This window comes from Variovorax sp. 10N412 (assembly GCF_056394985.1).
On record NZ_JBFTIO010000001.1, the window covers coordinates 284,262 to 304,449 of the forward strand.

General features: G+C 67.9%; 17 protein-coding genes. 3 read left to right on the forward strand and 14 right to left on the reverse strand.

From position 1 onward, the window contains the following. Positions 1-12: 12 nt before the first annotated feature. The 10 genes from AC1DJH_RS01340 to AC1DJH_RS01385 form a co-directional block, all read right to left on the reverse strand. Positions 13-1,308 (reverse strand): aspartate carbamoyltransferase, encoded by a 1,296-nt coding sequence (locus tag AC1DJH_RS01340; RefSeq protein ID WP_435483490.1) that lies wholly within the window; start codon positions 1,306-1,308, stop codon positions 13-15. Positions 1,309-1,502: 194 nt separating this feature from the next. Continuing rightward, a complete protein-coding gene (locus tag AC1DJH_RS01345; protein ID WP_435435747.1) occupies positions 1,503-1,853 on the reverse strand; it encodes an alpha/beta hydrolase in 351 nt (116 codons plus the stop codon). 233 nt (positions 1,854-2,086) lie between these two features. Continuing rightward, on the reverse strand, positions 2,087-2,431 hold the full coding sequence (locus tag AC1DJH_RS01350; RefSeq protein WP_435483488.1) for an FmdB family zinc ribbon protein: 345 nt from the start codon (positions 2,429-2,431) through the stop codon (positions 2,087-2,089). A 16-nt stretch (positions 2,432-2,447) separates the two neighbouring features. Then, positions 2,448-3,680 carry a formamidase gene (gene fmdA / locus AC1DJH_RS01355; RefSeq protein ID WP_435483487.1) on the reverse strand — a complete coding sequence of 411 codons (1,233 nt, stop codon included), beginning with the start codon at positions 3,678-3,680 and terminating at the stop codon, positions 2,448-2,450. Positions 3,681-3,704: 24 nt separating this feature from the next. Continuing rightward, positions 3,705-4,394: an urea ABC transporter ATP-binding subunit UrtE gene (gene urtE, locus AC1DJH_RS01360; RefSeq protein WP_478184984.1), complete on the reverse strand. Its 690-nt coding sequence runs from the start codon at positions 4,392-4,394 to the stop codon at positions 3,705-3,707. A 15-nt stretch (positions 4,395-4,409) separates the two neighbouring features. Then, positions 4,410-5,153 carry an urea ABC transporter ATP-binding protein UrtD gene (gene urtD, locus AC1DJH_RS01365; RefSeq protein WP_472123354.1) on the reverse strand — a complete coding sequence of 248 codons (744 nt, stop codon included), beginning with the start codon at positions 5,151-5,153 and terminating at the stop codon, positions 4,410-4,412. Positions 5,154-5,168: 15 nt separating this feature from the next. Further along, positions 5,169-6,359: an urea ABC transporter permease subunit UrtC gene (urtC, locus tag AC1DJH_RS01370; RefSeq protein ID WP_478184438.1), complete on the reverse strand. Its 1,191-nt coding sequence runs from the start codon at positions 6,357-6,359 to the stop codon at positions 5,169-5,171. Between the two features lie 31 nt (positions 6,360-6,390). Beyond that, positions 6,391-7,305: an urea ABC transporter permease subunit UrtB gene (gene urtB, locus AC1DJH_RS01375; protein WP_472123349.1), complete on the reverse strand. Its 915-nt coding sequence runs from the start codon at positions 7,303-7,305 to the stop codon at positions 6,391-6,393. Positions 7,306-7,456: 151 nt separating this feature from the next. Next, the gene (gene urtA, locus AC1DJH_RS01380; RefSeq protein ID WP_435435740.1) at positions 7,457-8,722 is read right to left on the reverse strand and encodes an urea ABC transporter substrate-binding protein; all 1,266 of its coding nucleotides are present in this window, start codon (positions 8,720-8,722) and stop codon (positions 7,457-7,459) included. Further along, positions 8,712-8,918 carry a hypothetical protein gene (locus AC1DJH_RS01385; protein ID WP_478184439.1) on the reverse strand — a complete coding sequence of 69 codons (207 nt, stop codon included), beginning with the start codon at positions 8,916-8,918 and terminating at the stop codon, positions 8,712-8,714. Before AC1DJH_RS01385 ends, urtA begins: the two co-directional genes overlap by 11 nt. Before the next feature lie 61 nt (positions 8,919-8,979). On the opposite strand from AC1DJH_RS01385, the gene AC1DJH_RS01390 reads away from it, so the two are divergent. Then, complete coding sequence (locus tag AC1DJH_RS01390; protein ID WP_478184440.1) at positions 8,980-12,378, forward strand: hybrid sensor histidine kinase/response regulator; 3,399 nt, start codon at positions 8,980-8,982, stop codon at positions 12,376-12,378. Next, entirely contained in the window at positions 12,350-13,270 is a 921-nt protein-coding gene (locus tag AC1DJH_RS01395) for a response regulator (RefSeq protein WP_472123344.1), read from the forward strand. Before AC1DJH_RS01390 ends, AC1DJH_RS01395 begins: the two co-directional genes overlap by 29 nt. An 88-nt stretch (positions 13,271-13,358) precedes the next feature. Here AC1DJH_RS01395 and AC1DJH_RS01400 read toward each other — a convergent pair whose 3' ends face one another. Continuing rightward, positions 13,359-13,838 carry a Spy/CpxP family protein refolding chaperone gene (locus AC1DJH_RS01400; protein ID WP_478184441.1) on the reverse strand — a complete coding sequence of 160 codons (480 nt, stop codon included), beginning with the start codon at positions 13,836-13,838 and terminating at the stop codon, positions 13,359-13,361. Positions 13,839-14,037: 199 nt separating this feature from the next. Between AC1DJH_RS01400 and AC1DJH_RS01405 the strand changes: the two genes are divergently transcribed. Then, entirely contained in the window at positions 14,038-14,847 is an 810-nt protein-coding gene (locus AC1DJH_RS01405) for a substrate-binding domain-containing protein (RefSeq protein WP_478184442.1), read from the forward strand. Positions 14,848-14,903: 56 nt separating this feature from the next. Here AC1DJH_RS01405 and AC1DJH_RS01410 read toward each other — a convergent pair whose 3' ends face one another. Genes AC1DJH_RS01410 through AC1DJH_RS01420 form a run of 3 tightly spaced genes read right to left on the reverse strand, consistent with a single transcriptional unit; the run spans position 14,904 to position 20,176 of the window. Further along, positions 14,904-17,438, reverse strand: coding sequence for a response regulator (locus AC1DJH_RS01410; RefSeq protein WP_478184443.1), 2,535 nt, complete (start codon positions 17,436-17,438; stop codon positions 14,904-14,906). Then, positions 17,431-17,889, reverse strand: a complete 459-nt coding sequence (locus AC1DJH_RS01415; protein ID WP_435483478.1) for a response regulator — start codon at positions 17,887-17,889, stop codon at positions 17,431-17,433. The genes AC1DJH_RS01410 and AC1DJH_RS01415 overlap by 8 nt, the downstream gene beginning before the upstream one ends. Further along, positions 17,882-20,176: an ATP-binding protein gene (locus tag AC1DJH_RS01420; protein ID WP_478184444.1), complete on the reverse strand. Its 2,295-nt coding sequence runs from the start codon at positions 20,174-20,176 to the stop codon at positions 17,882-17,884. Before AC1DJH_RS01420 ends, AC1DJH_RS01415 begins: the two co-directional genes overlap by 8 nt. Between the last annotated feature and the right edge of the window lie 12 nt (positions 20,177-20,188).

A 20,188-nucleotide genomic window follows, 5' to 3' on the forward strand; every position in this document is an offset into this window, starting at 1 on the left:
GTCGCCGCGGGCTCAGTCGAGCCCGTGGAACACGCTGTCGTCCGGCCCGATGTGCGAGGGCGGCGTCCACGCGGCGTCGCGCATCGAGCGGCTCACGAGCTTGTCCACGCCCAGCAGCGTGGCGAAGATCGCCATGCGCACCGGGATGCCGTTGTCGGTCTGGCGGAAGATGGCCAGGCGCGGGTCGTTGTTGAGGTCCACGCTCAGGTCGTGCGAACCGGGGCGGCCGTCGCGCGGCAGCGGATGCATCACGACCACTTCGGGCTTGCACGCCGACTCGACGAGCGCATGGTTGACCTCGAAGGCGTTGTCGAAACCTTCCAGCACCTCGTCGTGCGCGAAGCGCTCCTTCTGGATGCGCGTGGCGTAGATGACGTCCGCGCCGGCCAGCGCCTGCGCGGGCGTGGCCGCGGTCTGGACCACGTGCCCGTTGCGGCTGACGGCCTCGACGATCTCCGCGGGCATGGCCAGCGACGGCGGCGAGATCAGCGTGAACTTCAGCCCGCGGTACAGCGACAGCAGCTTGATGAGCGAATGCACCGTGCGCCCGTATTTCAGGTCGCCGATCATCGCGATGTGCGCGCCGTCGACCAGCTTGCCCAGCCGCGAGAACTCGCGCTGGATGGTGTACAGGTCGAGCAGCGCCTGGCTCGGGTGCTCGCCCGGCCCGTCGCCGCCGTTGATGACCGGCACATTGGTGGCGCGCGCAAACTCCGCGACCGAGCCCTGCTCCGGGTGCCGCACCACGATCGCGTCGACGTAGCCGCTGATGACGCGGCTGGTGTCGTAGATCGACTCGCCCTTGGCCATCGACGAGAAGGTGAAGCCCGTGGTGTCGCACACCGAGCCGCCCAGCCGGCAGAACGCCGCACCGAAGCTCACGCGGGTGCGCGTGCTGGCCTCGAAGAACAGGTTGGCCAGCACGGCGCCTTCGAGCACGCGGCTGACCTTGCGGCGGCGCGCGATCGGCTGCATGACGTCGGCCAGCTGGAACAGTTCGTCGATGGCGTCGCGGTTGAACTGGCTGACCGACAGCAGGTGGTGCGCGCCGTCGACGGCGGTGGCCTTGCGCAAGGCGCCTTCATGTGCGCTTTGCGTATACTCACCGCGCCGACCGTCGGAGGCCAGGATTTCGCCCACGAAGCGCCGCGCGACTTCGGGCATGGCCCTGAATTCATTGGATTCGTCGGGCAGCAGCCAGGCGTCCAGCGCCCTTCTTCGGCTGCCGATGCGCTCTGCGAACGCATCGCGTGTCATGTTGAGTTGACGCATCGCGTCGCGAAGGAGCACCTGTTGCGGCATGTTCATGGGCCGCAAATATATACTCAATGCGTATATTTTGAAAGTGCTTGGTGAACTTGTTGGGCAGCGCGTCGCCCGGGCTGACCGCATCGCTGGCGCCGGGCGCGCATGTCGCGCAGCTTGTGGAAAAGCTGCGCGCACGAAAAAACGGGCCCGAAGGCCCGTTCCTGTTCAGCACCCGAAGGTGCCGTGGCTGTGGCTTACAGGCCGGCCTGGCGCGTGAACGACACGCTGGGCTTCTTGTAGGCTTGCGGCACTTCGTCGCGGTAGAAAGCGCGGCGGTCGAGGCTGGCCAGCGGGTCGTGCGCCTTGGCGACGGCTTCGGCTTGCACGGTCGCGCGGTTGGCGGTCGACGTGAAGGCTTGGGCGCCAGCGGCGGAGGCATCGCTGTACTCGTTGCCGGCGCGTGCGGCGGCAGCGGCTTGCGGTGCGACTTCGGCGCGGGTGACCGAAGAGTTCACGACGTGCACGCCGTCGTAGGTTTCTGCATGGGCTCCGGCGGCAGCCAGGAGCGAGAGAGCAGCAGCGGCGAGGATCTTCGAGGCATTCATTTCAATCTCCTTCAGGTGTTTGGTTGGTGAGGAGAAGTTTGATCCTGGAGCGACCCGAAAAACGGCTGCAAAAGGAACCGCGGCGTTCACAGTATTGAAACAATGCCGCCCTTGAAATTGAGCAGGTCAATAGGGATTGCCCCAGCGTTTCCCGATGAAACAGCTGGGGCAGGAACGCGCGAACCGAAGGCGCGCGACACGGGTGAACACATTTCGACCGGAAATGGCACCCCTCAGTGGCTGATCATCCACGGCCGCCTCGAAGGCGCCGACTTCGCGCCGCTGGGCGCCGTCACCGTGGCGCCGCGCTTCGAAGAAGTGCTGCAGCAGCCGCACCCCGCCGGGTGCTTGAAACGCGCATAGTCCCGCGAGCTGCCCGGCTCGTGCCGCGCGCGTTCGTTGGTTTCCATGGCGTGGCGCGTGCCGGAGGCCATGAGCGCAAGCCGCGGTGCGGCGGCAAGCACGCGCGGGGCGGCCCCGCCGCAATCGGGGCATGCGGCCGGCTCGTCGCGCAGGCCCGAAGGCCGCAGCGCCTCGAAGCCGCCGCACTGCCCGCAGGCGTAGTCGTAGGTGGGCATGCCGTGGCGTCCTTGTTCAGCGCACGTCGGGCGACAGCGGCATGTCGACGCTGCCGTCGAGCATCTTCATCGGGCCCAGGGCATTCGGGTTGATGTCGAAGTCGAAGATGCCCGTGGGCAGCCACAGCGTGGCGCACGAGTTGGGCACGTCGACCACGCCGCTGATGTGGCCCTGCACCGGCGCCGTGCCCAAGATGGAATAGGCCTGCGCGCCCGAGTAGCCGAACTTCTTCAGGTACTCGATGGCGTTCAGGCAGGCCTGGCGGTAGGCCACGTTCACGTCCAGGTAGTGCTGCTTGCCGCTCTCGTCGACCGAGATGCCCTCGAAGATCAGGTAGTCGTTGTACTGCGGGGTGATCGGGCTGGGCTTGAAGATCGGGTTCTTGATGCCGTACTTGGCCATGCCGCCCTTGATGAGCGTGACCTTCATGTGCACCCAGCCGGCCATCTCGATGGCGCCGCAGAAGGTGATCTCGCCGTCGCCCTGGCTGAAGTGCAGGTCGCCCACGCTCAGGCCCGCGCCGTCCACATACACCGGGAAGAACACCTTCGAGCCACGCGACAGGTCCTTGATGTCGCAGTTGCCGCCATGCTCGCGCGGCGGCACGGTGCGCGCGCCCTCGGCTGCGGCCTTGGCACGCGCTTCACCGGTCATCTTGCCCATGTGGGCGGTGCCGGCGAAGGGCGGGTTGGCCAGGCCCGGTACGCGGTCCGGGTCGGTGTCGATGAGCTTCTGCTCGCGCTCGTTCCACATGTCGAGCATGGGCTTGTCGGGCAGGCAACCGATGAGGCCGGGATGGATCAGGCCCGCGAAGTTGACGCGCGGAATGTGGCGCGAGCTGGTGAACATGCCCTTGAAGTCCCAGATCGACTTCTGCGCTTCGGGAAAGTGGTCGGTGAGAAAGCCGCCGCCGTTCTGCTTGGAGAAAAAACCGTTGAAGCCCCACAGGCTGTCCTGCTTGGCGCCGATGTCCAGCAGGTCGACCACCAGCAGGTCGCCGGGCTGGGCACCCTTCACGCCCACCGGGCCCGACAGGTAGTGCACGGTGCTCAGGTCGATGTCGCGCACGTCGTCGGCGCTGTCGTTGTTCTTGATGAAGCCGCCGGTCCAGTCGAAGGTCTCGAGGATGAAGTCGTCACCCGGATTGACCCAGCAGGCCATCGGAATGTCCGGGTGCCAGCGGTTGTGGATGTTCTCGTTCTCGGTGGGCGGCTTGGTCAGGTCGACCTTGATCAGCGTGTCCGTCATTTGCAGTGGCTCCTGGGGTTGTGGTCAAACAGAGAGGTAGGCTTTGATGTGGTCGACGTCGGTCTTGTCGCGCGCGGTCTCGTGCACGAGGCGCCCGCCCTCGATCACGAACAGCCGGTCGGCCACGTCCATCGCGAAGCTGAGCACCTGCTCGGACACGACGATGGTGATGCCGCGCAGCTTGCGGATCTCGTTGAGCGCCCTGGCGATGTCCTTGATGATCGAAGGCTGGATGCCTTCGGTGGGCTCGTCGAGCAGCAGCACCTTGGGGTCGGTGACGAGCGCGCGCGCAATGGCAAGCTGTTGCTGCTGACCGCCGGACAGGTTGCCGCCCTTGCGGCTCTTCATGTCCCACAGCACCGGGAACAGCGCGTAGGTTTCTTCGGGAATGCGCCGTGTCTTCGCGTTCTCCAGGCCGGTCTGGATGTTCTCTTCCACCGTCAGCGTCGGAAAGATCATGCGGCCCTGCGGCACGTAGGCAATGCCCTTGGCCACGCGCCTGAAGCTTTCGTCGCGCGACACGTCCTGGCCCGCCACTTCGATGCGCCCGCTCTTCAAGGGCAGGATGCCCATGAGGCTCTTGAACAGCGTGGTCTTGCCCATGCCGTTGCGCCCCATGATGGCGATGGTTTCGTTGGCATGGCCCTCGAACGAGAGGCCGTGCAGGGCCTCGCTCTGGCCGTAGGCGACGTGCAGGTCTTCGACCTTCAGCATGATGTTGCTCATGGTTCAGTGCCCCAGATAGACGTCGATGACCTTGGGATCCGCCTGCACCTTCTCCATCGGCCCTTCGGCCAGGATCTTCCCCTGGTGCATCACGGTGACCTTGTGCGCGATCTGCTTGACGAACGCCATGTCGTGCTCGATGACGATCACCGCGCGGTTCTGGCAGATGCGCTTGAGCAGGTCGGCCGTGAGTTCGCGTTCGCGCGCGCTCATGCCGGCGATGGGTTCGTCGAGCATCAGCAGCTCGGGCTCCTGCATCAGCAGCATGCCGATTTCCAGCCACTGCTTCTGCCCGTGGCTCAACAGGCCGGCCTCGGTGTCCAGGCGGTCGGCCAGGCCGATCTCCTGGGCAATGGCCTGCACCTTGGCCTTGACCTCGTCGTCGCACTTGAACGCCAAGGCGCCGAACACCGAACGGCCCTTGGGGAACGACACCTCCAGGTTCTGGAACACGCTCAGGTTCTCGTAGATCGACGGCGTCTGGAACTTGCGGCCGATGCCCAGCCGCACCCGCTTGTGCTCGGCCATCTTCGTGAGCTCGGTGTTCTTGAACTTGATGCTGCCGGCGCTGGCCTTGGTCTTGCCGCAGATCAGGTCGAGCAGCGTGGTCTTGCCCGCGCCGTTGGGCCCGATGATCACGCGCAGCTCGTTCCTGTCGATGTACAGCGTCAGGTCGTCGATGGCCTTGAAGCCGTCGAAGGACACGGTGAGGTCTTCCACCGCGAGGGCGAAGTCTGTGTTGCTCATGGCATGGGTCCTTGGTCAGGCGCGCTGGCTGCCGACGCCTTCGGGCAGCGTGGGCTCGGGTGTGGTTTCGCTCGGCGTGGCGATCACGGTGGCTGCAGGCGGCTTCACCGCGGCGTCACGCAACGCCTGCCGACGCGACTTCCACCAGGGACGGATCTTCTCTTCCCACACGCCCGCCAACCCCATCGGGAAGGCCATGGTCACGCCGATGAAGAGCCCTGCCATCAGGAACAGCCACAGGTCCGGAAAGCTCTCCGAGAACAGCGTCTTGCCCGCGTTCACCAGCAGCGCGCCGTACACCGCACCCACCAGGCTCATGCGGCCTCCCACGGCGCAGAAGATCACCATCTCGATCGAAGGAACGATGCCCACGAAGCTCGGCGACATGAAGCCCACCTGCAGCGCGAACAACGCACCGCCGATGCCCGAGAGACCGGCCGCCAGGCAGAAGGTGAAGACCTTGAAGTTCGACACGTCGTAGCCCGAGAAGCGCACCCGGTCTTCCTTGTCGCGCATGGCCAGCAGCAGCGTGCCCAGCTTGCTGGTCTGCACCCAGCGGCACAGCAGGATGCTCAGCACCAGCAGGCCCACGCAGACGTAGTACAGGATGTACTTGGCACTGTCGGTGCGGGTGTCCCAGCCCAGCATGGTCTTCAGGTCGGTCATGCCGTTCACGCCGCCCGTGTAGCCCTGCTGGCCGATGATGAGCACGGTGCAGATGAGCGCCACCGCCTGCGTGATGATCGCGAAGTACACGCCGCCCACGCGGCGCTTGAACATCGCGAAGCTCACGAGCCAGGCCAGCGCCATCGGCGCCAGCACCACCAGCATCAGGCTGAGCGGCAGGCTCTTGAACGGCAGCCACAGCATCGGCAGCTCGGTGATCTGGTTCCAGTCCATGAAGTCCGGGATGCCGGGCGTTGACTGGATCTTGGTGGTGACGGGGTCGGAGGCTTCGAGCTTCAGGAACATCGCCATCGCATAGCCGCCGATGCCGAAGAACACGCCCTGCCCCAGGCTCAGCACGCCGCCGTAGCCCCACACCATGACGAGCCCCACGGCCACGAAGGCGTAGGTGAGGTACTTGCCCACGAGGTTGAGACGGAAGATGTCGAGCGACAGCGGCAGCACGACCGCCAGCAGCAGCACCAGCAGCAGCAGGCTGCCCAGCTGGTAGCGCAGGATCGATGCCTTGATGAAATTCATCGGAACGTTCTCCAAAAGGGAATCGGGTTCATCAGCGGCGGACCTTGACGGCGAACAGGCCCTGCGGCCGCATCATCAGGATCAGCACGATCAGCGACAGCGTCAGCACCTTGGCCATCGAGCCGGTCATGAAGAACTCGGAGATCGATTGCGTCTGCGCAATGCCGAAGGCCGAGACCACGGTGCCGAGCAGGCTGGCCGCGCCGCCGAAGGTGACGACCAGGAAGGCGTCCACGATGTAGAGCGAGCCCGAGGTCGGCCCGGTCGAGCCGATGGTGGTGAAGGCCGCGCCCGCCATGCCGGCAATGCCGCAGCCGATGGCGAAGGTCAGGCGGTCGGTCTTCTTCGTGTCGATGCCGGTGGCGTTGGCCATCGTGCGGTTGGCCACGGTGGCGCGCACCCGCAGGCCCCAGCGGCTTTTGTGCAGCGCGATGAGTACGCTGGCCGTGACCAGCGCGGTGAGCGCCAGCACGAACAGGCCGTTGATGGGAATGTCCAGCCCTTCATGCGGCGTCCACGAGCCCATGAGCCACTCGGGCAGCGTGGGGCTCACTTCCTTGGGTCCGATGAAGGTGCGAAAGACCTGCTGCAGGCCCAGGCTCACGCCCCAGGTGGCCAGCAATGTATCGAGCGGGCGCTTGTAGAGGTGGCGTATGAGCAGCCACTCCACGATCCAGCCGACGATGAAGGCGAACACGAACGCCAGTCCGATGGCGATCGGAAAGTAGTACGGCATGAACGCCGGCGCCAGGCTTTCGGTGACGCGCGCGGCCAGGTAGATCGAATAGGCGCCGATGGTCATGAACTCGCCATGCGCCATGTTGATCACGCCCATCTGGCCGAAGATGATCGCCAGGCCCAGCCCCATGAGCAGCAGCACCGCGAAGAGGCTCAGCCCCGCGAAGCCCTGCATGAGGCCGATGTTCATCATGTCCGACAGAGTCATGGCAACGATTCCGGTGTTTGGTGTTAGCTCCTTCCCCCTCTGGGGGAAGGTTGGGATGGGGGCTCAGCGGCGCCTGCAAGCACAAGGCTTCATCGACGGCCGCTTGCCCCCACCCCTGCCCTCCCCCAGAGGGGGAGGGAGCAAGACAGGGTTACTGGTAGCCCTTCGGGAACGGATCCGGCTTGATCAGTTCAGCCGACTCCGCCACCACCTTGAACGTCCCGTCCAGCTGCCCCTGCCCGATGCGCGCCTTGCTCCACAGGTGGTGGTTGGCATCGAGCTTCACGTAGCCTTCAGGCGCCGTCTTCAGCTCGATGCCGGGCGAACCCGCGACCACCTTGTCCACGTCGAAGCTGCCTGCCTTTTCGACAGCCGCCTTCCACAGCCAGGGCCCGAGGTAGCCGGCCTGCGTCACGTCGCCGATCACCGCGTCCTTGCCGTACTTGGCCTTGAACGCCGCCACGAATTTCTTGTTGTTCTCGTTGTCCAGCGACTGGAAGTACTTCATCGACGAATAGAAGCCCGCGAAGTTCTCGCCGCCCACGCCGGTCATCTCGTCCTCGGTCACGGCCAGCGTCAGCAGGAACTGCTTGTCGCCGGTGATGCCCGCGGCCTTGAGCTGCTTGTAGAAGGCCACGTTCGAGCCGCCCACCACGGCCGCGAAGATGCAGTCGGGCTTGGCGACCTTGATCTTGTTGATCAGCGAGTTGAAGTTGGTGTGGCCCAGCGGGTAGTACTCCTCGCCCTTGACAGAGCCCTTCTGGAAGTTCTCGATGTGCTTGCGCGCGATCTTCATGGACGTGCGCGGCCAGATGTAGTCGGAGCCCACCAGGAAGAAGGTCTTGGCCTTCTTCTCCTTCGCGCCCCAGTCCAGGCCCCAGATGATCTGCTGCGTGGCCTCCTGCCCGGTGTAGATCACGTTCTTGCTCTGCTCCAGGCCTTCGTAGAAGGTGGGGTAATACAAGAGGCCGTTTTCCTTTTCGAACACCGGCAGCACGGCCTTGCGCGAGGCGCTGGTCCAGCAGCCGAACACCGCGGCGCAGTGGTCGTTGACCAGCAGCTTCTTCGACTTCTCGGCGAAGGTGGGCCAGTCGGAGGCGCCGTCTTCCTTGATGACCTTGATCTTGCGGCCCAGCACGCCGCCCATGGCGTTGATCTGGTCGATGGCGAGCTGCTCGGCCTGGATGGAGCCGGTCTCCGAGATGGCCATGGTGCCGGTGGACGAATGCAGCTGGCCCACCGTGACTTCGGTGTCGGTCACCGCGAGCTTGGTGGTGTTGACCTTGGCCGTGGGGAACTGCCCCTGGCCGAAGCTCAGGCCGCTCAGGCCCATCACGGGCAGCGCGGCGGCGCCCTGCAGCAGACGGCGGCGGCGCAAAGCCAGGGCATCGAGAGAAAGATCGGAATCACGCGACATCAGGAAACTCCAGCAGGTTGAAGAAAGTGGGGTGGGCCGCGCACCATCGAAGTGCACTGCACGGTGCCCCGAGCACCATGGCTGGTACTTTAGAAATCACCTGCCGCGAAGCGAATACGTCATTCAACGTAGCGGTGCGCACGCGCCCTGCCCGCAGACTCGCGAGCCAGGCAACGAAAGCGATGGCGATGGCCATGAAGACGGGGAGCGCTTCTTGCTCTGTCCGCCCCATGCCACCGCCGCCGCGAGAACCCACCATGCAATCCGTCTCCGGACAGAAGATCTTTCGCATCCGCCGCGACTACAACGCCTGGGTCGCGAACGAAACGCTGGAGGACTACGCGCTGCGCTACACGCCGCGCAGCTTTCGCAAGTGGTCGGAGTTCCGCGTGGCCAACGCGGCCTTCGGCGCCACCTCGTTCCTGGCGCTGGAGGCCATCGGCGGGGCCATCGCGCTGAGCTACGGCTTCTCGAACGCGCTGTGGGCCATCCTCGTGGTGGGGCTCATCACCTTCCTGACCGGGCTTCCCATCTCGTACTACGCGGCGCGCCACGGCGTGGACATGGACCTGCTCACGCGCGGCGCGGGCTTCGGCTACCTGGGTTCCACGCTCACGTCGCTGATCTACGCGAGCTTCACCTTCATCTTCTTCGCGCTCGAGGCCGCCATCCTCGCGCTGGCGCTGCAGATGTACCTCGACTGGCCGCTGTGGCTGCTGTACATGGTGTCGTCGATCGTGATCATTCCGCTGGTGGCGCGCGGCATCACGCTCATCTCGGGGCTGCAGCTGTGGACGCAGCCGATCTGGATCGTGCTGTTCGTCTGCCCCTTCATCGCGGTGCTGGTGAAAAAGCCCGAGCTGTACGCCGACTTCACCAGCCTGGTGGGCCGCACCTCGGACAGCAGCGGCTTCGACCCGCTGATGTTCGGCGCCGCCGCCACCGTGGCCTTCTCCCTGGTGGTGCAGATCGGCGAGCAGGTCGACTACCTGCGCTTCCTGCCCGAGAAGACGGCCGCCAACCGCGGCCGCTGGTGGGCGGCGGTGCTCATTGCCGGGCCGGGCTGGATCGTGCCGGGCATGCTGAAGATGATGGGCGGCGCCTTCCTCGCCTTCCTGGCGCTGCAGCACGAGATACCGGCCAACCACGCGGTCGAGCCCACGCAGATGTACCTCACGGGCTTTTCGTACGTGCTGCGCGACCCGGCCTGGGTGCTGGGCATCACGGTGCTGTTCGTGGTGGTCTCGCAGATGAAGATCAACCTGACCAACGCCTATGCCGGCTCGCTCGCGTGGTCGAACTTCTTCGCGCGGCTCACGCACAGCCACCCGGGGCGCGTGGTGTGGCTGGTGTTCAACGTGGTCATCGCGATATTGCTGATGGCGCTGGGCGTGTTCTCGGCGCTGGAACACGTGCTGGGCTTCTACAGCAACATCGCCATCGCGTGGGTGGGCGCGCTGGTGGCCGACCTGGTCATCAACAAGCCGCTGGGCTGGAGCCCCAAGACCATCGAGTTCAAGCGCGCGCACCTGTACGACATCAACCCCGTGGGGCTGGTCGCGATGCTGGTGGCGGCCGCGCTGGCCATGCTGGCGTACTCCGGCGCGCTGGGCCACTGGGCGCGCGCTTTCTCGCCCTTCATCGCGCTGGCCACCGCGATGGCGGTGTCGCCGCTGCTGGCGTGGAAGACGCGCGGGCGCTACTACCTCGCGCGCACCGACATCGACCGCTGGGCGCCGGGCCAGAGCGTGAAGTGCTCGGTGTGCGACAACAGCTTCGAGTCCGAAGACATGGCGCACTGCCCGGCCTACAGCGCGCCGATCTGCTCGCTGTGCTGCACGCTCGAATCGCGCTGCCACGACCGCTGCAAGACCGACTCGCGCGCGGCCGAGCAGATGAGCGGCTGGCTGCAGGCGCTGCTGCCGCCGGCGCTGTCGGCGCGGCTGAACTTTCGCGTGGCGCACTACCTGCTGATTGCCACCTCGCTCATTGCGTTGCTGGCCACGGTGGTGGGCGTGGTGTATGCGCAGGAGGCGCTCGCGGGCACCAGCGACTCGACCATGGCCACGGCCTTCCTCAAGGTGTTCGCGCTGCTGTCGGTGGTGGCCGCGGTGGCCGCCTGGTGGGTGGTGCTCGGCAGCGAGAGCCGGCAGATGGCGCAAGAAGAATCGAACCGCCACAACAACCTGCTGGCGCTGGAGATCGAGGCGCACCGCCGCACCGACGCGGCCCTGCAGACCGCCAAGGAAGCCGCCGAGGCCGCCAACCAGGCCAAGACACGCTACGTGGCCGGCATGACGCACGAGCTGCGCACGCCGCTCAACAGCATCCTGGGCTACTCGCAGATCCTGCTCAAGGGCGATGCGGCCTCGCCGCCGCGCGAGGCGGTGCAGACCATCCACCGCAGTGGCGAGCACATGCTGGGGCTGATCGACGGGCTGCTCGACCTGGCCCGCATCGAGGCCGGCCGGCTGCAGCTGGAACCGGCGCCGCTGGCGCTGCCGGCCTTTCTGGAGCAACTGGTGCACATGGTGCGGCCGCAGGCGGAGAACAAGGGCCTGGCCTTCGTCTTCACGCACGCGGGCCGGCTGCCGCCGTGGGTGCATGCCGACGCCAAGTGGCTGCGCCAGGTGCTCATCAACCTGCTGACCAACGCCGTGCGCTTCACCGACAGCGGCACCGTGACGCTGCATGTCGATGCACGGCGCGAGGTGCTGCGCTTCGACGTGGTCGACACCGGCATCGGCGTGGCGCCGCAGGACCACCAGCGCATCTTCCTGCCCTTCGAGCGCGGGGCGGCGGGCCGCCGGCGCGGCGAGCCGGGCACGGGGCTGGGCCTGACCATCACCGGCCTGCTGACCTCGCTGATGGGCGGCGAGCTGAAGCTGGCCAGCACCTCGTCGCAAGGCAGCACCTTCAGCGTGCGCGTGTACCTGCGCGCGGTGGCCGACCCCGGGCCACAGGCCAGGGGCCTCAACTTTCGCCAGCCCGTGTCGGGCTACGTGGGCGCGCGGCGCACGCTGCTGGTGGTCGACGACCAGCCGGTGCAGCGCCAGATGCTGGCCGGCATGCTCGCGCCGCTGGGCTTTGCCGTGCGCGAGGCCGCCAGCGGCACCGAGTGCCTCGACAGCCTGCGCGAGGAGCTGCCCTCGGCCATCCTGCTCGACCTGACGATGGACGACATGGACGGCTGGCAGACCGCCACCTCGGTGCGCGCCGCGGGCTTCAAGGACATTCCGATCGTCATCGTCTCGGCCAACATGTTCGAGAACCAGCCAGAGCGGCTGCAGGCCGCCGGTTGCCAGGCCTTCGTCGGCAAGCCGGTGATCGAGTCGGAGCTCATCGCCACGCTGGAACGGCACCTCGGGCTCGAATGGCTCTCGGCCGCCGATGCGGTGCCGCCCGCCGCCGAGGAAGCGGCGCCGCAGCGCCCGCGGCAGCTCGCGCTGTCGGAAGACGACCGCGCCGAACTCATGCGCCTGGTGCAGATGGGCCATGTGCGCGGACTGCACACCGCACTCGACCGGCTGGCCGCCGCATCGCCCACGGCGGCGGCCACCTGCACCTGGCTGCGCGGCATGGTCGCGCGCTTCGAACTCGACACCCTTCGCAACGCACTGGCAGAAGATGCAGACACTCCCCTCGCTCCCTCCTGAACACGAACGCCCGGACGCCGACCGCCCGGTGGTGCTGGTGGTGGACGACGCCCCCAGCAGCCTGGGCATGCTGTGCGACACGCTGGAGGCCAGCGGCTACACCGTGCTGGTCGCCGCCGACGGCGAGGCCGCGTTGCAGCGGCTGGAGCTGGTGGTGCCCGACGCGATATTGCTCGACGGCATGATGCCCGGCCTCTCGGGTTTCGAGACCTGCCGGCGCATCAAGGCCAACCCGGCACTGGCGCACATTCCGGTGCTGTTCATGACGGGCCTGTCGGAAACCGCGCACGTGGTCGAGGGCTTCGAGTGCGGCGGTGTCGACTACGTGGTGAAGCCCATCCGCGCGCAGGAAGTGCTGGCCCGGCTGCACACGCATGCGCGAAATGCCCGCATCACGCGCATGGCACGCGACGCGGTCGACGTGGCAGGCATGGGCGTGGTGTTCGTCGACACGCGCGGGCGCATCGCCTGGCGCTCGCCGCAGGCGGCGCTCTGGCTGCATGCGCTGGAAGACCCGGTGGCGCCGGGGCTGTTGCCCGCATCGCTCGAACCGGCGCTCGCGGCGGGCGCGTCCATCGCCATCGGCACCGCCACGGGCATGCGCCTGTCGGTGCGCAACCTGGGCGCCGCGGCACTGGGCGAAACGATGCTGCTGTTCGCCATGCAGCGCGACGGCCCCGGCGGCGCCTCGTCGGCGCGGCTGGCCGACGCGGCCCTCACGCCGCGCGAGACCGAGGTGCTCTCCTGGCTTGCCAAGGGCAAGACCAACCGCGACATCGGCGAGATCCTGGGCACCAGTCCGCGCACGGTGAACAAGCACCTGGAGCACATCTTCGAGAAGCTGGGCGTGGAGACCCGCGCGGCGGCAGCGGCACTGGCCAGCGGTATGTAGCCCCTGCGCCACCGGAGGCCCAAAATGCTCTCTGGCTTGCTGCGGTTCCCACCCAGCGGAAGCGCCTGCAGGCGCAAGTTCCCGGAATTCAGGGAATGACGGCCGGCAGGTTCTGGTCGGCAATGTGGCGCTGCTCGGGCGTCAGGGCGTTGTAGAGCGCCGACAGCGCATCGCTCACCGACTGCACGCGCAGCGCCCGTTCTTGCGCCTGCGCGGCGCGCTGCTGCGCGAACTGCACGGCGGTCTGCTCGTCCGACGGTGGGGCGCCGGCCATGCCGCCGCGGCCGACGAGCTCCCACACGGCATCGGAGAAACGGTCCCACAGCGGCGACTGCGCGGGCTCGATCATCAGTTGCAGCCGCAGGTCGTAGAGCTTGTCGCGGACCTTGCCTGCCGCGGTGGCCGGCGTGGAGAGCGCGTCGCCGTTGCGCGGGCCGGCGGCGCTGTCGGGCCGCGCCCCGCGCCTGCCGCCGCCCATGCCGCTGCCGCCGAACTGCGCAAAGCCGTGGGTGCTCACGGCAAGCAGGGCCGCCGCCAGGGCCAACCGGTGCAGGGGTCGTTTCATCATGGGGGATCCTTGGGTGAAATCATCGCAAGGGCCGCAAAAGGCCCGCGTGCATTTCAGGCGTGCCGGCTGTCCCGCGCGTTGCAGTCCGGTAAACCATGGGTAAAGCGGACGGTCTTTACCTCGGTACTAACCCCGAATTCCCTGAAGGCGGAATGACAGCCCCGGCTTCTACGATGGCCCTTTCTTCCGGAGACATCCCATGAAGCCTCTCTTCGCCCTGACGCGCCGCGCGGCGGTTCCCCTGATCGCGGCCCTGGCTCTCGCCGGCTGCGGCGGCTTCGGCGGCAGCAAGCCCGCCGACAGCGACATCCACGTGATGACCTCGGGCGGTTTCACCGCCGCCTACAACGACCTGCGCCCCGCGTTCGAACGCAGCAGCGGGCGCAGCGTGAAGACGGCCTACGGCGCCTCGATGGGCAACGCCGACGACTCGATTCCCAGCCGCCTCGCACGCAACGAGCCGGCCGACGTGGTGATCCTCGCGCGCCCCGCGCTCGACGCGCTGGTCGCACAGGGCAAGGTGGTGCCGGGCAGCCAGGTCGACCTGGTGCGCTCGGCCATCGGCTTCGCGGTGCGCAAGGGCGCGCCCCGGCCCGACATCGGCACGGTCGAGGCGCTCAAGCGCACGCTGCTCGCCGCGCCGTCGATCGCCTACTCGGCCAGCGCAAGCGGTACCTACTACGAGACCGAGCTGCTGAAGACGCTGGGCATCGAAGACCAGGTCAAGCCCAAGAGCAAGCGCATCCTGAGCGAGCGCGTGGGCACCGTCGTGGCGCGCGGCGACGCGGCGCTGGGCCTGCAGCAGGTCAGCGAGCTGCTGCCGGTGGCAGGCATCGACTACATCGGCCCGCTGCCGGCGCAGGTGCAGCGCGTGACCGTGTTCTCCGCAGGCATCGCCACCGCGTCGAAGCAGCCCGATGCGGCGCGGCAGCTGATTCGCTACCTGAATTCCCCCGCAGCCGCACCCACGATCGCGAAGACCGGGCTGGAGCCGCTGACGGTGAAGTAGCGGGCCCCACCGGCTGTTGGCGGCCCTTGGCGGCTCTTGTCGGCTCTTGGCGGCCGTCACCGGCTCTCGATGAGCTGCTTCACCCGGCGCGCCAGCACGTCCATTTCGAAGGGCTTGGTCATCACGTGCATGCCCGGGTCGAGGTGGCCGTGGCTCAGCACGGCGTTCTCGGCATAGCCGGTGATGAACAGCACCTTCAGGCCGGGGCGCGCGGTGCGCGCGGCGTCGGCCACCTGCCGGCCGTTCATGCCGCCGGGCAGGCCCACGTCGCTCACGAGCAGGTCGATGCGCTGGCGCGGAGACTGCAGGATGCGCAGCGCCTCGGCGCCGTCGCCGGCTTCCAGCGTGGCGTAGCCCAGGCCCTGCATCACCTCCACGATGATCATGCGCAGCGCGGGCTCGTCGTCGAGCACCAGCACGGTGTCGCCCTGGTCGGCGCGCGGCGCGAGCGTGGCCTCCGCGGGTGCGCCGGCCACCTCTTCCTGCGCGTCGTGGCGCGGCAGGTAGATGCTCACCGAGGTGCCCTTGCCCACTTCGGAGTAGATGCGCACCTGCCCGCCCGACTGCTGGGCAAAGCCGTAGATCATCGACAGCCCGAGGCCGGTGCCCATGCCGATCGGCTTGGTCGTGAAGAAGGGGTCGAAGGCGCGCGCCACCACTTCGCTCGGCATGCCCACGCCGTTGTCGCTCACGGTGAGCGACACGTACTGGCCCATCGGCAGGTCGCGCTCGCGCCCTGCGCGCGCGTCCACCCAGCGGTTGGCGGTTTCCACGACCAGCTTGCCGCCCTCAGGCATCGCGTCGCGTGCGTTGATGCACAGGTTGAGCAGTGCGTTTTCCAGCTGGCCCGGGTCGGCATGCACGTTCCACAGCCCCACGGCGGCCACCGTTTCCAGGGTGATGTGCGGGCCCAGCGTGCGGCGCACCAGCTCTTCCATGTCGGCCACGAGGCGGTTGGGGTTGATCGGCTTGGGCTCCAGCGTCTGGCGGCGCGAGAAGGCCAGCAGGCGGTGCGTGAGCGCCGCCGCGCGCTTGACCGCGCCCTGCGCCACGCCGATGTAGCGCTCCATTTCCGCGGGCTTGCCGTCCAGGCCGCGCCGGCGCATGAGCTCCAGGCTGCCGCTGATGGCGGCCAGCAGGTTGTTGAAGTCGTGCGCCAGCCCGCCGGTGAGCTGGCCCACGGCCTCGAGCTTCTGGCTCTGGCGCAGTTGCTCGCGCGCCTGGTCGAGCTCGGCCGCGCGCTCCTTCTGTTCGGTGACGTCGCGCGCGGCCGCATACAGCAGGCCACGATCGGGCACCACGGTCCACGACAGCCAGCGGTACGCACCCGAGCGGGTGCGGTAGCGGTTCTCGAAACCGGTGGTGCGTGCACCGCTGGCGAGCCGCGCCATCTCGGCGCGGGTCGAGGCGAGGTCGTCGGCATGCACCAGCGTGTGGAACGGCATGGCGCGGATCTCGTCGGAGCTCCAGCCCAGCACTTCCTCCCATGCGGGGTTCACGCTCACGAAGAAGCCCTCGAGGTTGGCCACGCTCAGCAGGTCCTGGCTCAGCGCCCAGGTGCGGTCGCGCTCGTGCGTGCGCGCCTCCACCTGGCGTTCGAGGGACGCAGCCAGCGCCTGCAGTTCCATCTGCGCCTCGCGCCGCGCGACGGCCGAGCGCACACGTTCGCCGACCTCGCGCATGAACTCGATCTCGTCGCGCAGCCAGGCGCGTTCCCGGCCATGGTTCAGGTAGAGCAGCCCCACCAGCCCGCCCCGCTCCGTGATCGGCATGTTCACCACGGCACGCGCGGTGATGGCGACGAGCGCATCGGCGTTGTCACGCGTGCGCGGGTCGGCATAGGCGTCGTCGAAGGCCACCGTCACGCCGCGCTTCAGGTCCTCGATGTAGGTGCCGTAGTCGCGAAAATGCAGCAGCCCCGCCAGGCTGGCGACGCCGGGCGCCGTCCAGTCGCGTTCGATGGCGATGGTCTCGGCAAAGGTGTCCACCACGCCGTAGCCGGCCCGGTCGACCCGCATGCGCCGGCCCAGCATCTCGGAGGCCGTATAGGCAATGTCGCCAGGGTCCTCCATGTCGCGGATGCGCTCGGCCAGCTCCATCAGCGCGAGGCGGCGCGCCTCGGCCTCCACGATGGCGTCGTTCGCTGCCTGCAGCTGGCGCTCGGCGTCGGCCTTGGCGCGACGGTCCTCCGACTCCTTGAGCGCCCGCTGGACCACCACCGGCAGCCGGGACAGGCGGCCCTTGCTCACGTAGTCGGTGGCGCCGCGCTTGAGCAGTTCCACCGCGTTGTCTTCACCGATCACGCCCGACACGAAGACGAACGGCGTCTGCGGCGCCATGCGGCGCGCCATTTCCAGCGCTTGCGCACCCGAGAAGCCGGGCAGCTCGTAGTCGGAGAGGATCAGCGCGTAGTGCCCGTCGTTCAGCGCCTCGACGAAACCGCGCTCGTCGCGCACCGCACACGCGCGCGCGGACGGAAATGCGACAGCCAGCGCCTCGGTCAGCAACTCGACGTCGAAGCGCGAGTCGTCGAGTATCAGCACCCGCGGAGCGCGCGGCGTGGTGTCAAGGGCGCTGGTGGACTCAGTCATTCTTGCGCACGGCCTTGAGCGAGCCCGGTGGCGGCTCGTTGAGCACCGCCCAGAAGACACCGAGGTCGGCAATGGCCGAGACGAAGCGGTCGAACGCCACGGGCTTGACCACATAGGCGTTCACGCCCAGCTCGTAGCTGCGCACCACGTCCGTTTCCTGCTGCGACGACGTGAGCATCACCACTGGAATGCTGCGCAGCGCCGCGTTGGCGCGCACCTCCTGCAGCACCTCCAGGCCGGTGACCTTGGGCAGCTTCAGGTCGAGCAGGATCACCGCCGGGTTGCCCTCCTCGCGCCCGGCATGCTCGCCCTGGCGCAGCAGGTATTCGAGCGCTTGCGCACCGTCGCGCATGACCACCACGTCGTTGGCGAGCTGGCTGCGCTCCAGCGCGACGAGGGTGAGTTCGAGGTCGCGCTTGTCGTCTTCGACGAGCAGGATCGGTTTAAGCATGTCCTTCTCCGTTCGTGGCCGGCGGGTGTGCCGATGCCGTGCTGTCAACGGCCTCACGCGGGAGGACGAAACCGAACGTCGCGCCGGCGTCCACCTCCCCCCAGGCCTGGACCGTGCCGCCATGGCGCTCCACGATCCGCTTCACACTGGCCAGGCCGATGCCCGTGCCTTCGAAATCTTCCGCCTGGTGCAGGCGCTGGAACACGCCGAACAGCTTGTCGGCGTACTTCATCTGGAAGCCCACGCCGTTGTCCTGCACCTCCAGGCCGTCGCCCAGGTCGCTGCGAATGCCGCGCACCGCAATGCGGGCGGGACTGCGCGTGCGCGAGTATTTCACCGCGTTGGCCAGCAGGTTGCGCACCGCCACCTGCAGCAGCAGCGGGTCGGCATACAGCGGCGGCAGGGCCTCGTCGATCTGCCACTCGATGGCGTGCCGCGGCTCATGGCGCGACAGCTCGCGCACCAGGCCATCGACCAGCGAGGCCGTGTCGACGGGGCGCTGCTTGAGCGCGGCGCGGCCCATGCGCGAGAAGTCGAGCAGCGCATCGACCATCTGCCCCGCGAAAGCGGCCGCGTCCTTCACATGCGACAGGTAGCGGTGGGCGCGCTCGCTCAACTGCTTGCCTTCGGTCTGCGCCACCAGGTCGACATAGCCCGCGATGTGGCGCATGGGTGCGCGCAGGTCGTGCGAAACGGTGTATGAGAACGCCTCCAACTCCTGGTTGACGCGGCCCAGCTCGGTGGCCACCGCCGCCAGCTCCTCGGCGCGGCGCAGGACAACGCCGATCAGCGCCTGTCGCAACTCGCCCGCCGCACTCACCTCGGTGGCCGACCACGGCGTGGAACGCCCGCCGATGTTCTCGACCCAGCTGGCGAAACTCAGGCGCGGATGGATGCGGCCGCCGTCGGTGCTCTCCGGCTTGCGCGGGTCGCCCGCCCAGCGCACGGTGCGCACGATTTCCGGGCGGAACCACAGGATCAGGTGGCGGTGCACCTGGGAGATGGAAATGGCCAGCACACCGGCGGCCGTGCGCCGGAAAGCCTCGGCGGGCGTGAAGTGCGCGGCCAGCGAATCGCTGTCGTAGACCTCCACGCCCAGCCCCGCGATCCAGCGCGCCAGCTCCTGCACCTGCGCGCGCTCGGGCACGTCGCCGGTGCACCAGACCTCGTCGTCCAGCACCACGGCTGCGCCTGAGGAGCGCATCACGCGCAGCATGAGCGAGGCTTCGGCCACCAGGTGCTGCAGGGTGGCGTCGCTTTCGCCCAGGTGCGAGACGATCTGCAGCGTGAGGCGGCGCAGTTCGAGCCGCTCGGCCACCTCGCCGTTGCTTTCCTTGGACTGGACCTGCAGCGACAGCAGCTGGCCCAGGTGCTCGCAGGCCAGGCGCGTGCCGGTGTCCAGAAAGCGCGGTGCATGGTCGTGGCACGACACGAGGCCCCAGAGCTTGCCGTCGACCACGATGGACACCGACATGGACGCCAGCGTGCCCATGTTGCGCATGTACTCGAGGTGGATCGGCGACACGCTGCGCAAGTGGGCCTGCGACAGATCGATGTCGCCCGCCGTGAGCGACGCGTCGTGGGCGCGCAGCCGCACCGGCTGGTAGTTGGCGTCGGCAATCAGCCGGAAATGGTTGACGAGGTACAGCGCGCGCGCCTGCTGCGGAATGTCGGTGGCCGGAAAGTGGTGCCCGACGTAGCTGTCGTAGCCGGGGTCGGCTTCCTCGGCCAGCACCTCGCCGTGGCCCGCCTCGTCGAAGCGGTAAACCAGGCAGCGGCCGAAACCGGTGAGCCGCTTCATCTCGCGTGCGGCCAGCGCCGCGAGTTCGGGCACCGTGCCCGCCTGCTGCAGCTGCGGCAGGAAGACGCGGCCCAGGGAGTAGATCGGCGCCTCGTTGCCGCCCGAGGGGGCGGCGGGCTCGAACTCCACGATCAGATGGCGTTCGCTGCGGTGCACCGAGGTGTCGAACAGTTCGCCGGCCGCGCCCAGCCTGAACGCGCCGAGCGACACCGGCGAGGCCCCGGCGTGGTCCGCCTGCAGAAAAGGCAAGCTGGGCAGCGACAGGTCGTGGAGCGCTCGCTGCGCGGCGGCGAGCTGCGCGTCGGACCAGTTCTCGCTCCAGGCGACAGGCGCGAGCGAGTCGGGCGTCAGCACCAGCAGGCGGCCGTGCGGCTGGATCGAGCCGGGCACGCGAATCGGCTCCAAGTCGCAGGACGACAGCTCGACCTGCAACGGCTCGATGGTGCGGGCGCCGGCGGTGGCTGTGGATGCTACGGGCATGGACATGGGTACGGGCAC

What these genes read in the sequence shown, in the direction of transcription:
- AC1DJH_RS01340 (WP_435483490.1), bottom strand. Translation starts at nt 1,308, where the DNA reads ATGAACATGCCGCAACAGGTGCTCCTTCGCGACGCGATGCGTCAACTC.
- AC1DJH_RS01345 (WP_435435747.1), bottom strand. Translation starts at nt 1,853, where the DNA reads ATGAATGCCTCGAAGATCCTCGCCGCTGCTGCTCTCTCGCTCCTGGCT.
- AC1DJH_RS01350 (WP_435483488.1), bottom strand. Translation starts at nt 2,431, where the DNA reads ATGCCCACCTACGACTACGCCTGCGGGCAGTGCGGCGGCTTCGAGGCG.
- fmdA (WP_435483487.1), bottom strand. Translation starts at nt 3,680, where the DNA reads ATGACGGACACGCTGATCAAGGTCGACCTGACCAAGCCGCCCACCGAG.
- urtE (WP_478184984.1), bottom strand. Translation starts at nt 4,394, where the DNA reads ATGCTGAAGGTCGAAGACCTGCACGTCGCCTACGGCCAGAGCGAGGCC.
- urtD (WP_472123354.1), bottom strand. Translation starts at nt 5,153, where the DNA reads ATGAGCAACACAGACTTCGCCCTCGCGGTGGAAGACCTCACCGTGTCC.
- urtC (WP_478184438.1), bottom strand. Translation starts at nt 6,359, where the DNA reads ATGAATTTCATCAAGGCATCGATCCTGCGCTACCAGCTGGGCAGCCTG.
- urtB (WP_472123349.1), bottom strand. Translation starts at nt 7,305, where the DNA reads ATGACTCTGTCGGACATGATGAACATCGGCCTCATGCAGGGCTTCGCG.
- urtA (WP_435435740.1), bottom strand. Translation starts at nt 8,722, where the DNA reads ATGTCGCGTGATTCCGATCTTTCTCTCGATGCCCTGGCTTTGCGCCGC.
- AC1DJH_RS01385 (WP_478184439.1), bottom strand. Translation starts at nt 8,918, where the DNA reads ATGGCCATCGCCATCGCTTTCGTTGCCTGGCTCGCGAGTCTGCGGGCA.
- AC1DJH_RS01390 (WP_478184440.1), top strand. Translation starts at nt 8,980, where the DNA reads ATGCAATCCGTCTCCGGACAGAAGATCTTTCGCATCCGCCGCGACTAC.
- AC1DJH_RS01395 (WP_472123344.1), top strand. Translation starts at nt 12,350, where the DNA reads ATGCAGACACTCCCCTCGCTCCCTCCTGAACACGAACGCCCGGACGCC.
- AC1DJH_RS01400 (WP_478184441.1), bottom strand. Translation starts at nt 13,838, where the DNA reads ATGATGAAACGACCCCTGCACCGGTTGGCCCTGGCGGCGGCCCTGCTT.
- AC1DJH_RS01405 (WP_478184442.1), top strand. Translation starts at nt 14,038, where the DNA reads ATGAAGCCTCTCTTCGCCCTGACGCGCCGCGCGGCGGTTCCCCTGATC.
- AC1DJH_RS01410 (WP_478184443.1), bottom strand. Translation starts at nt 17,438, where the DNA reads ATGACTGAGTCCACCAGCGCCCTTGACACCACGCCGCGCGCTCCGCGG.
- AC1DJH_RS01415 (WP_435483478.1), bottom strand. Translation starts at nt 17,889, where the DNA reads ATGCTTAAACCGATCCTGCTCGTCGAAGACGACAAGCGCGACCTCGAA.
- AC1DJH_RS01420 (WP_478184444.1), bottom strand. Translation starts at nt 20,176, where the DNA reads ATGTCCATGCCCGTAGCATCCACAGCCACCGCCGGCGCCCGCACCATC.